At 46.7% G+C, this 12,745-nt stretch carries 7 protein-coding genes; all 7 read left to right on the top strand.

The window, feature by feature from the left end; translation table 11 throughout:
* The first annotated feature begins 53 nt into the window (after positions 1–53).
* The 7 genes from hrpB (at position 54) to QTN95_RS06920 (ending at position 12,605) form a co-directional block, all read left to right on the top strand.
* Positions 54–2,507 carry an ATP-dependent helicase HrpB gene (gene hrpB, locus QTN95_RS06950; RefSeq protein WP_331416898.1) on the top strand — a complete coding sequence of 818 codons (2,454 nt, stop codon included), beginning with the start codon at positions 54–56 and terminating at the stop codon, positions 2,505–2,507.
* Positions 2,504–4,879 (top strand): penicillin-binding protein 1B, encoded by a 2,376-nt coding sequence (gene mrcB, locus QTN95_RS06945; protein WP_331416897.1) that lies wholly within the window; start codon positions 2,504–2,506, stop codon positions 4,877–4,879. The genes hrpB and mrcB overlap by 4 nt, the downstream gene beginning before the upstream one ends.
* 83 nt (positions 4,880–4,962) lie before the next feature.
* The gene (locus tag QTN95_RS06940; protein WP_443088857.1) at positions 4,963–7,254 is read left to right on the top strand and encodes a patatin-like phospholipase family protein; all 2,292 of its coding nucleotides are present in this window, start codon (positions 4,963–4,965) and stop codon (positions 7,252–7,254) included.
* Between the two features lie 297 nt (positions 7,255–7,551).
* Entirely contained in the window at positions 7,552–10,140 is a 2,589-nt protein-coding gene (acnB, locus tag QTN95_RS06935; protein ID WP_269377448.1) for a bifunctional aconitate hydratase 2/2-methylisocitrate dehydratase, read from the top strand.
* A 309-nt stretch (positions 10,141–10,449) separates the two neighbouring features.
* Positions 10,450–10,821, top strand: coding sequence for a YacL family protein (locus QTN95_RS06930; protein ID WP_138973126.1), 372 nt, complete (start codon positions 10,450–10,452; stop codon positions 10,819–10,821).
* Positions 10,822–11,010: 189 nt separating this feature from the next.
* Positions 11,011–11,349: a P-II family nitrogen regulator gene (gene glnK / locus QTN95_RS06925; RefSeq protein WP_269377446.1), complete on the top strand. Its 339-nt coding sequence runs from the start codon at positions 11,011–11,013 to the stop codon at positions 11,347–11,349.
* A gap of 26 nt (positions 11,350–11,375) precedes the next feature.
* Positions 11,376–12,605 (top strand): ammonium transporter, encoded by a 1,230-nt coding sequence (locus tag QTN95_RS06920; protein ID WP_269377445.1) that lies wholly within the window; start codon positions 11,376–11,378, stop codon positions 12,603–12,605.
* Positions 12,606–12,745 lie beyond the last annotated feature (140 nt).

The raw sequence follows: 12,745 nt of genomic DNA, 5'->3' as shown, positions 1-12,745 counted from the left end.
TACAACTGGATTTATGTACAATATTTGCATCATTACACCATAAGGCCTTCCCATTGTCACAACTGCCTATTCAAGGCGTGATGCCAGATTTACTCTTTGGTATTCGCTCAAGCTCGCAATTGATCCTTAAAGCTGCTCCAGGAGCCGGTAAATCGACCTATTTTCCTTTGCAACTGCTTCTCGAACGAACGGTGGAAGGAAAAATTGTCATGTTGGAACCAAGACGGCTTGCAGCACGCAATATTGCCCGTTATTTGGCTAACCAATTGGGTGAAAGTGTGGGGCAACGGGTGGGTTATCGTGTTCGAGGCGAGAACAAAACGAGTACGAATACTCAGTTAGAAGTGGTGACGGAAGGGATTCTGACGCGAATGATTCAATCGGATCCGGAGTTAACGGGTATCGATTTGATCATTTTTGATGAATTCCATGAGCGCAGTATCCATGCAGACACTGCGCTGGCTTTCTGTTTGGAAATTCAGGATGCACTGCGTGAAGATCTTAAACTGGTCGTGATGTCTGCAACATTAGACCAAAATGCGTTAAGTCAATTGCTTCCCCTTGCGACCTATATTGAATCTCATGGGCGAAGCTACCCTGTTGAGTATCGTTATCAGTCAGCGAAACCAAATGAGCGACTCGAGGATCTGATGGCCAAACAGATTACCTCTCTTATGGCGAAAGAAACTGGCTCTTTACTTGCGTTTTTACCGGGGGTCTCTGCCATCAAACGCGTTGAAGAGCGTTTGCATAACCTCACCGACGATATTCAGGTCTGCCCATTATATGGTCAGTTAGATTTTGCACAGCAGCAAGCCGCTATCGAACCTTGTCAACAAGGTAAAAGAAAAGTGGTGTTAGCGACCAATATTGCTGAAACCTCCCTGACAATCGAAGGGATCAGACTGGTGGTCGATTCAGGGTTGGAGCGAGTAGCCAAATTTGATTTGAAAAGTGGTATTACAAGGCTCCAGCAAGTTCGTATTTCCCAATCTTCGGCAGAGCAGAGAGCAGGACGTGCGGGACGTATCGAATCGGGTATTTGTGTCCGCCTTTACAGCGAAGCTCAACTTGCGCAACAGCCTTACGTTCCCCAAGCTGAGATTCTTCATTCCGACTTATCAAATTTAGTTTTAGAGTTGGCTCAGTGGGGAACCCAGAACCCTGCGGAATTAAGCTGGCTGGATGTGCCGCCTTCGAGCGCAATCAGTCAGGCAAAAGGGTTATTGCGTCAGCTCAACTTATTGGATGAAAAAGGCCAACTGACGGAATCAGGCTCACTGGCTGCAAAATTAGGATTAGATCCGAGAATGGCAAGCCTTATTGCCCGAGCCGAGCATTCACTGGCGACAGCAATTGCTGTTGTCGCACTGTTGGAAGACGCTGAGCGAAACACGATTAACTTTATACATAGTGTTCATCGCTTAAAAGAAGGCCGCCATAGCCGACAGAAAGTCGTTCTACAACGTGCAAATACGCTTGCCAATAGACTTGGGTGTCGGTTTGAACTCGCGGCGCTTGATGAGTCACTGGTGGCTCCTTTGTTGGCCACCGCGTTTCCTGATCGAATCGCCCAAGCGAGAAGTCATCAGCAGGGACGATTTATTCTTGCCAATGGACATGGTGCTGAACTGCAAGAGGTTGAAAAGCTAGCTGCAAGTGAGTATTTGGTGGTTATCGACCTGATGCGCAGCCAGTCTGACTCTTCAATGATTTATTCTGCTGTCGAACTGGATATGTTTGTTTTACACAATCTCTTTCCCGATCTGTTTGTGGAGCAGGAGGTTGTTGACTGGGATGAGCAGAAAGGGCGACTTATTGCTGAACAACAGCGTAAACTTGGTCGCTTAGTGGTAGAGAGGAAAGCGTTGCCTGAACCACCTCGCGAAAAAATGACGCAAGCTTTACTTAATTTCATTCGTCGTAACGGTCTTTCGGTATTAAATTGGACGCCACACAGCCTTGAGTTACTGGAAAGAGTGCGTTGCGGTCAAGAATGGTTGCCAGAGCAAGCGTGGCCCGAGTTAACAGACAACGCGCTGTTAGACAATTTAGAGCAGTGGTTAGAACCATATCTCAATGGGATTGGATCGGTTAAAGCGCTAAGCAAAGTCGAATTAGAAGCGGCGTTATTGGCGTATTTAGGTTGGCCACTGAACCAAGACATTGATAAATGGCTACCAACGCATTACCAGTTGCCGACAGGCAGCAAGAAAAAAATTCGCTATCAGCAAGGTCAGGAGCCCGTGTTATCAGTACGAATGCAAGAAGTATTTGGTGAGCAGGCTTCTCCAGAAATAGCACAGGGCAGGAAGCGTTTAGTTTTGGAACTACTCTCTCCGGCGCAGCGACCTCTGCAAGTGACCCGAGATCTTGCTAGCTTTTGGGCGGGTGCTTATATCGAAGTGCAAAAAGAGATGAAAGGTCGCTACCCCAAACACGTTTGGCCTGATGATCCCGCTAACCATGTAGCGACAACGAAAACAAAACGACAATTGAACTCATGACCAAGAAAAATACCACCACAACCAGTAAGGCAAAAACATCCACAACCGCCAAGAAGCCATCTGGTAAACGAAGCGCGAAATCGCCTCAGCGTAAGCCTAGTAAGCCGCCCCAACGTAGGTGGCTGAAAACATTATGGGGCATTAGCTGGAAGGTCGGCTTAGCTGGCTTCGCTTTGTTGCTGTTTGTTGGTATCTATCTAGATAGTGTGGTGAAACAACGCTTTGAAGGGCAATTATTTGATTTGCCTACTGTGGTTTATGCGCGAATCCTTAACTTGGCTCCGGGCGAAGATATTACTATTCAAGAAGTGCGCAATGAGTTAGACGTGCTCAATTACCGCAAAGTCCGCCAACCTCGCTACCCTGGCGAGTACTCTTCTTCTTCGACAAAAATTGAAGTGATTCGTCGACCATTTGAATTTAGTGATGGTCCAGAGCCTGATCGTCATGTGATGCTCCATTTCTCTTCAAGCCAGCTAGAGCGCATTCAATCACTAGAAAAGAAAGGCGATTTAGGCTACTTACGTATTGAGCCGAAAATGCTTGGTATGTTGGAGAAAAACCACGATGAACAGCGACTGTTTTTGCGTCGAGACCAGTTCCCAGAAGTCATGGTGGATGCCCTACTCGTCACAGAAGATCGCAACTTTTACCAACATGATGGCGTTTCGCCTGTTGCGATTGCACGAGCGATGGTTGCTAACGTAAAGGCGGGCAGAACTGTGCAGGGTGGCAGTACTCTGACTCAGCAGTTGGCCAAGAATATTTTTCTATCCAGTGATCGAACCTTATGGCGTAAAGTTCGAGAAGCCTACATTGCTTTGATTCTGGATTATCGCTACAGCAAAGATCGCATACTAGAGGCGTATCTGAACGAGGTTTATCTCGGTCAAAGTGGCGGCGAGGCGATTCATGGCTTTGGTCTTGCTTCGCGACTTTACTTTGGTCAGCCGATCCAAGAACTGCGCATTGACCAGCTTGCTCTGCTGGTGGGCATGGTAAAAGGTCCTTCCTACTACAATCCGGTGCGCTTTCCTGAGCGTGCGAAAGAGCGTCGAGATTTAGTGTTACGCCTAATGATGCAGCAAAACATTCTCACGGCAGAACAGTATGATATGGCGGCAAGTCGCCCCCTTGATATTCAGGACAATCCGAAAATTGCCAGCCGCCAACCCGCTTATTTTCAGCAGTTGAAGATTGAACTAGAACAGAAGGCTGGGGATGCATTTCAGTCAGATATCGGCTTACGTGTATTTACATCATTGGATCCTGTTTCTCAGCAAGAACTTGAACGAGCAATCGCAAAGAAAATTCCGCAACTTGCTGATGTGGCGGGTAAATCTCTTGAAGGCGCAGCTGTCGCTGTTGACAGGCACACAGGGGAAATACGAGCCATGGTCGGAGGGAAACGAACCGGTTACGATGGCTTCAACCGAGCTCTGAATGCCAGCCGACAAATTGGTTCATTAGCCAAGCCTGCGGTTTATCTCACGGCATTGGAACAACCAGAGAAATACAATCTGGCCACGACGCTGCACGATAAGCCGATTAGCTTGAAAGGCAGTAAAGGTGATGTCTGGTCGCCTAGAAATTATGACCGTCAGTTCCGTGGTGATGTGCCTTTGTATATCGCTTTAGCTAAGTCGCTCAATGTACCTACGGTCGAGCTAGGGATGCAGGTTGGTATCGCCAATGTGGTTAACACGTTGGAAAAACTTGGCGTAGACAAGAATGAAATTCGTCCGGTTCCGTCGATGTTTCTTGGTTCATTTACGTTAACGCCATTTCAAGTCGCGCAGATGTACCAAACGCTGACTAACTCGGGAAAACAAGCTCAGCTGTCAGCCTTGCGCTCCGTGATTGATTTGGAAGGGAATGTGCTGTACCAGTCATTACCGAAAGTGTCACAAACCGTTGATCAGCAGGCCGCGTGGTTAACGACATACGCAATGAAGCGAGGCGTCTTGGAAGGAACTGGGCGTCATCTCAACAGCCAGTTTGGCTGGGCGGCGTTAGCAGGAAAAACCGGAACCAGTAACGATACTCGAGACAGTTGGTTTGTCGGCGTCGATGGGCGAGAAGTGACCACGATTTGGTTAGGCCGAGATGACAACAAACCGACGAAGTTAACCGGTTCAAGTGGTGCATTGCGAGTTTACGCTGAGTACCTAGAGCACCGTATTCCTGAAAAGTTAACCCTACCTTGGCCTCAGGGAATCAGTACGCTTGGTTTTGCTAAAACGGCTCAGGGTAGTCTGGATTTGGATTGTGGAAACGAGTTCACATTGCCAGTGTGGGACATCAATGGCGCAATGAAGCAGCAATGTGATAGCCAGCCTAAACAATGGTTACAGAAATTATTTAGTTGGTAACACACATGGTGTTGAATATTAGTACTTTACGCTGATTAAGTCTGTCAGTATAAACGTTAGAACGACTGTAGAAAGGGATTTGTATCGTGAAAAAATTAGCAGGCCTCCTATTATGCTTGTTTGGAAGCGTTGCCTTTAATGCGATAGCACAGACAGAGCCGCAACCTGATACGCGGCCCAAAGTAGCAGTTGTTTTAGCTGGTGGAGGCGCGAAAGGCGCAGCGCATATTGGTGTGCTAAAAGCGCTTGAAGAACTAAGGGTGCCTGTTGATGTAATCACTGGTACCAGTATGGGCTCTTATGTAGGGGGCTTGTACGCGACCGGTATGAGCGCCGATGAAATCGAGTCTTTCATTGATACCGTTGACTGGAACAGTGGTTATCGAGATCGAGTCGACCGCAGTCAGCGAAAAGTACAGGACAAGGAGTACGAAGATAGATATCAGTTAACTACTGACCTTGGTTTACGCTGGGGGGAGGTTCGAGCTAGTCGTGGGATCGTGCAGGGGCAGGGAATGCTTAAATTGCTCCGTGAAACGACGGGCAATTTACCTCCGTTTGATTCTTTTGATGATCTCGCCATTCCCTACCGTTCTGTCGCGACCGATATTATTGAACTGAAAGCAGTTGTGATCAGTCAGGGCTATTTGGTTGATGCCATGATGGCCAGTATGTCGGTTCCCGGCGCACTGCCTCCTTACCAACTCAATGGTCAGATGTTGGTGGATGGTGGCGTGACGAACAATATGCCAGTAGACGTTGCGCGTGACTTGGGGGCTGATATTGTTATCGCGGTTGATATCGGTACGGAATACAAAAATGAAGAAGACTTCACCACGTTCCTAACGGTGGCAGACCAACTCTCCAACTATTTGGTCCGCAGTACGACAGCTCGTCAGGCTGAATTACTGACAGACAAAGACTTTTTCTTGCAGCCTGATGTTGGCGAAATGGGAACCACTGAGTTTGATAAAATGCCGCAGGCATTTGAAAGAGGTTATCAGGCAACGATGGCGAGGAAAGCAGAGTTGCAGAAACTGAGCTTATCCACGGCAGACTATCAACACTATATTGAACAGAAACAGAATGTCCGACGTGAACTGCGATATGGTGATGAAATTACCGTTGATAAAGTGGTCATCAATAATAACACCCACTATACAGACACCCTTCTTGAAAACCGTCTTGAGCTTGAAGCAGGTAAGCAGTACACCTTGGATCAGGTAGAGAAAAGTATCCAAGATCTTTACGCTTTAGACCGTTTTGAACTAGTGACTTATCGCTATGATGAAGTCGATGGGCAAGATGCCCTGATCGTTGATGTTGATGAGAAGTCTTGGGGGCCAAACTATGTAAACTTCCGTTTTTTCCTTGAGGATGATTTCTCAACAGACAGCCAGTATTCCATTGGTGTGTCGACGAATTTTACCAACCTCAACTCCCATGGATCAGAGTTGAGAACCAACTTTGAAATCGGCACAGATAAGCTCATCGAAGCGGAGTTTTTCTCGCCATTCTTTTCGAGCCAAAAGACCTTTACAACGTTAGCTCTCACGTACAGCAATGAAAAACGTAATGCGCCAGTGACTGGCTTTGATGATACAAGCCTAGAGGCAACCAAGAATTACGTACCAGTTGCGTATACTGAGTGGGTTAGCCAGTGGGCGATTGGTTATCAAGATACCTTGTGGCGACGTTTCATGGCAGGGGTAAGGTACACCGATGGCAAGAGCACACTCTCGACTTTACCTAGTTTTGGTGATGTTGCGTTTCATCGCTTAGGGGCGTTTGCGAACTATCGGATTGATACTCTCGACAACTACAGTTTTCCGCGCTCTGGTTTTTACTTGGATCTCAATTATCTCGTCTCACACGACAAAAGCGTCGGTGATAGTGTGTTGGTTGAGAACCAGAGAGTTGAAGACACATCGTATGAAATCGGAGCGAAAATGATCGCTGCACATACGTTTTCACGCCATACTTTGGTCGCAAATGTCGATCTGGGTTTTGTAGAGAGTAAGAATTCTTCGGTGCCAATTGATCCTGAAGAGATTGGTGGCTTTCTTAACTTATCTGGTGTCCCAAGAAACAGCTTAATTGGTCAGAATAAAGTGTTTGGTAGCGTGGTTTACCGCTATCGCTGGTTTGACAACGACTTTGGCCTGTTTAGCTCCCCGTTTTATGTCGGTGCATCGCTTGAGCATGGTGGGGTTTGGTCTGATCCGGATCTCGAAATCAACGAAGCACCTTTGTATACCGCAGGTTCTGTATTTGCAGGGGTTGACTCACCGATTGGGCCGGTTATGTTTGGTTACGGGCGTACCGAAAATAACTATGATTCATACTACCTAATTATCGGTACTACCTTTAAGTAGCTCTGGTGTTTATATGTCCATTTCCGCCATTCTCAAAGTATGGGAATAGGCGGGATTGACCAGTGAAAATCATAGAACTTTAGTCTTAAGTTGCTATGTTGGTCAAAATGATGAGATTTTAATTTAAGGTTAAATTTGCTATTCTACCGCCCACAGTTTGGCCTCTCTGGCACTGTTTCTCAGTCAAGATTGAATGAAAAATATGGCATGGAGAGCCAAGTTTCCAAGGATGTTCACTCCCTTATTCTTTGAACAAATAGCAATAAGAGGGAGGAACCGCAATGAGAGGAAAAAGTCGTGCTTGAAGCCTACCGTAAACACGTCGAAGAGCGTGCTGCCGAAGGAGTTGTTCCTAAACCACTAGATGCCGAGCAAGTTGCAGGCCTTGTGGAACTTCTGAAGAACCCGCCTCAAGGTGAAGAAGAGTTTATTCTTGACCTCCTAGAAAACCGTATCCCACCAGGTGTAGACGAAGCTGCGTATGTTAAAGCAGGTTTCTTAACCGCTATCACTAAAGGTGAGGTTTCATCACCACTTGTCAGCAAAGCAAAAGCGGCGGAGCTGCTTGGCACTATGCAAGGTGGTTACAACATTGAGCCATTAGTCTCTCTGCTAGATGACGCTGAGTTGGCTCCTATCGCTGTTAAAGCGCTTTCTCATACTCTACTGATGTTTGATGCTTTCTATGATGTAGAAGAGAAAGCAAAAGCAGGTAATGATTCAGCTAAGCAAGTCCTACAATCTTGGGCGGATGCTGAGTGGTTTACGGCTAAAGAGAAAGTAGCGGAAAAAATTACTGTTAAAGTATTCAAAGTTACCGGTGAAACGAACACTGATGACTTATCTCCAGCACCAGATGCTTGGTCTCGTCCTGATATTCCAGTGCACGCAAAAGCGATGCTAAAAATGGAACGTGAAGGTATCAACCCAGATCAACCAGGCAGCGTTGGTCCTATTAGCCAGATCGAAGAACTACAAAAAGACGGCATCCCACTTGCTTATGTTGGTGACGTTGTTGGTACAGGTTCTTCTCGTAAATCAGCGACAAACTCTGTGCTTTGGTTTATGGGTGAAGATATTCCTTACGTACCAAACAAACGCACAGGTGGCGTGTGTCTGGGTGGTAAGATTGCCCCAATCTTCTACAACACAATGGAAGATTCTGGTGCACTACCTATCGAACTGAACGTGCAAGACATGAACATGGGTGATGTGATTGATATCTACCCTTATGAAGGTGTTGTTCGTAAAGATGGCGTTGAAATTTCTAGCTTTGAGCTAGGTAAAGTTCTGCTTGATGAAGTTCGCGCTGGTGGTCGTATCCCTCTGATTATCGGTCGTGGTCTAACAAGCCGTGCACGTGCATCGCTTGGTTTAGGCGAAACGGATTTGTTTGCTAAGCCAGTCGATCCTTCAGCTTCAACTAAAGGCTATACGCTAGCTCAGAAGATGGTTGGTAAAGCGTGTGGCGTTGAAGGTGTTCGCGCAGGTCAGTACTGCGAACCTAAGATGACAACAGTAGGTTCACAGGATACAACTGGCCCAATGACGCGTGATGAGCTAAAAGACCTCGCGTGTCTTGGCTTCTCTGCGGATCTTGTGATGCAGTCATTCTGTCACACATCTGCGTACCCGAAACCTGTTGACGTTAACACTCACCACACGCTACCAGATTTCATCATGAACCGTGGTGGTGTCTCTCTACGTCCTGGTGACGGTGTTATCCACTCATGGCTAAACCGTATGCTATTGCCTGATACTGTCGGTACAGGTGGTGACTCGCATACTCGTTTCCCTCTAGGTATCTCGTTCCCAGCAGGTTCTGGTCTTGTTGCATTTGCAGCCGCGACTGGTGTAATGCCACTGGATATGCCAGAGTCAATTTTGGTTCGCTTTAAAGGTGAAATGCAGCCAGGTATCACTCTACGTGACCTAGTACATGCCATTCCTTACTACGCAATTCAGCAAGGTCTATTGACGGTTGAAAAAGCAGGTAAGATCAATGAATTCTCAGGTCGTATTCTAGAGATTGAAGGTGTTGAGCATCTCTCTGTAGAGCAGGCATTTGAGCTTTCTGATGCCTCGGCAGAGCGCAGTGCAGCTGGCTGCACAGTGAAGCTTTCAAAAGAGTCTATCGAAGAGTACCTAAACTCGAACATCACTATGCTTAAGTGGATGATCGCGGAAGGTTACGGTGATGTACGTACTATTGAGCGTCGTATTAAAGGGATGGAAGAGTGGTTAGCAAATCCTGAATTGCTGACAGCTGACTCTGATGCAGAGTACGCTCACGTTATCGAAATCGATCTTGCTGACATCGACCAGCCAATCCTATGTGCTCCTAATGACCCAGATGACGCTCGTCTACTGTCTGACGTCCAAGGTACTGAGATTCAAGAAGTGTTTATCGGTTCTTGTATGACTAACATTGGTCACTTCCGTGCTGCGGGTAAGATGTTAGAAGAGTTCAATGGTTCTCTTAGCACTCGTCTGTGGGTTGCTCCACCAACTAAGATGGATAAGGATCAGCTAACTGAAGAAGGTTACTACGGTATCTTTGGCCGTGCTGGGGTTCGTATTGAAACTCCGGGATGTTCACTATGTATGGGTAACCAGGCACGTGTTGCTGATAAGTCGACAGTGATGTCTACGTCGACTCGTAACTTCCCGAACCGTCTAGGTACAGGTGCGAATGTTTACCTAGCTTCTGCTGAACTTTCTGCGGTGGGTGCGATTCTTGGCCGTATCCCAACGAAAGAAGAGTACTTAGAGTACGCATCTAAGATTGATGCAACAGCAGCGGATACATACCGTTACTTGAACTTCCATAAGATGTCTCAGTACACGGCAAAAGCAGATACAGTGATTTTCCAAGAGCCAGCTTAACAAGCTCTGGAATACTGAATTGCTGAGAAAGCGCCCACCGCAAGGTGGGCGCTTTTTTTCGGGCTTCCCCTCAGAGAACGCTTCACTGTGAGAGCGGGCTGCGCCCTTCGAGAGATGGGCGAGTAGTGAAGTGATTGAACCTTACCTCCACAAGGTGTTGACAGAACCAGCCCTTAACAAGCCATAATTTTCTCGATTCTCGATTCTCGATTCTCGATTCTCGATTCTCGATTCTCGATTCTCGATTCTCGATTCTCGACCCTGTATACTGCCGCCGATTAAGTTTGGTGGAATATACAGAGGCGTCCTATGGAATTTGAATTTATTAGAAATACCCTCATGGGCGAATACTATGTTAAGTCCAGTATGGGGCATGAAATCGTAGGTCGCTGGTTGCAAGAAGAAGTCAGTAAAGACTGGCAAAAAATCGAACAAGTCGAACGCTTGATCGAAAACGCTCGCTTAAATCCTCAACTGGAGCACCAACTTGAAGGAACCGAGATCTCACTGAGTATTCAAGGCGATGAGGTCATTGTTCAAGAAAACGTGTTGGCTCATGGACAGGAAATGGACAGTGATAGTGAGTTTGACTTTTATGATAGTGAAAGCACGGCAAGTTGCGGTATTGAGGACTTTGAAGATCTGATCGCACAGTGGAAAACATTCCTGACGACCAAGTAATGCACTTCTATGGTGAGCGATTGAACGCTTGCCTTAAAATTGTGAGCAAGGCGCACCTAAATGGTGCGCCTTTTTTGTTATTAGGTCATGAATTTTATGTGTTTTCATTAATTATCAACAGCTTAAAAACTTGGCACGCAGCTTGGATTACTTAATAACAAAAAGGATGACAGCTTCAGAGAGGATGCAATGAAACTTATAAACGCGATTATCAAACCATTTAAATTAGACGATGTTCGAGAAGCGCTTGCTGATGTCGGTATCGAAGGGATGACGGTTTCAGAAGTGAAAGGCTTTGGCCGTCAGAAAGGACACACCGAGCTTTATCGTGGTGCGGAATATCAAGTCGACTTCCTACCAAAGGTAAAGTTAGAGATAGCGACACAGGCAGACAATGTAGACCGCGTCATTGAGGCGATATCTAAAGCTGCGCACACGGGAAAAATCGGTGACGGCAAGATTTTTGTCTATGACCTGAGTCAGGCGGTTCGCATCCGTACGGGTGAAATGGACGTTGAAGCACTTTAAGAATTCAAAGGACTGGAGATAATACGATGGAATTAACGACAACAGTAACAGAGTTACGTTACGCACTAGACACCTTTTTCTTCCTCATTTCAGGTGCGTTGGTTATGTGGATGGCCGCAGGTTTTGCAATGTTGGAGGCGGGTCTTGTTCGCTCAAAAAACACGACAGAAATTCTAACTAAGAACGTCTGCTTGTACGCGATCGCATGTACCACCTATTTAGTCGTTGGCTACAACATCATGTATGTCGATAACGGCGAAGGTGGTTGGCTACCATCATTTGGTGCCTTGATTGGTACACAAGGAGAGGGCGCGGATCATTCACTTGAATCTGACTTTTTCTTCCAAGTAGTTTTCGTTGCTACAGCGATGTCTGTAGTCTCAGGAGCGGTTGCTGAGCGTATGAAGCTTTGGTCATTCCTTATCTTCTCTGCGGTACTGACAGCGTTTATCTACCCAATGGAAGGCTACTGGACTTGGGGCGGAGGTTTCCTATCTGAAGCGGGATTCAGTGACTTTGCAGGTTCAGGAATCGTACACATGGCGGGAGCAGCAGCAGCACTAGCGGGTGTTCTACTACTGGGTGCACGTAAAGGTAAGTACGGTAAAAATGGTGAAATCTACCCAATTCCTGGTTCTAACATGCCGCTAGCAACACTGGGTACATTCATCCTGTGGTTTGGTTGGTTTGGCTTCAACGGTGGCTCACAGTTGATGGTGTCAGACTTTGAAAATGCGACAGCAGTCGGTCAGATCTTCCTGAACACTAACGCAGCAGCAGCGGCGGGTGCCATTGCAGCACTGCTTGTATGTAAGACCACTTGGGGTAAAGCCGACCTTACGATGATTCTAAATGGCGCGTTAGCAGGTCTAGTCGCTATTACTGCGGATCCTCTCTCTCCATCGCCACTGTATGCGGTTGCGATTGGCTCGGTATCGGGAGCGCTCGTGGTGTTCAGCATCATCGGCTTGGACAAACTGAAGATTGATGATCCAGTTGGTGCGATTTCGGTTCACGGTGTATGTGGTTTCTTCGGCCTGATGGTTGTTCCACTAAGCAATGGCGATGCATCATTTGGTGCACAGCTTCTTGGTGCTGGAGTTATCTTCGCTTGGGTATTTGGTGCAAGCCTTGCGGTGTGGGCGGTACTGAAAGCCACTATGGGTATTCGCGTCTCTGAAGATGAAGAGATGGAAGGCATGGATATGCATGACTGTGGCGTAGGTGCTTACCCTGAATTCGTGACAGTGAAGTAATTATACTAGATGTGACGTAACAAACAGTTACAAATAAACTTATCAAAAACCTGCTCAAATGAGCAGGTTTTTTTGTTTTGCATCATTGTTTTCTCGACTATGATGAATATAATAACGCAACTGATAAACGTTATCATTTC

It is taken from the genome of Vibrio sp. M260112, assembly GCF_036533775.1.
GTDB lineage: Bacteria > Pseudomonadota > Gammaproteobacteria > Enterobacterales > Vibrionaceae > Vibrio.
Note: the sequence above shows the minus strand (reverse complement) of the source record. Positions and strands in the feature narration are given on the sequence as shown.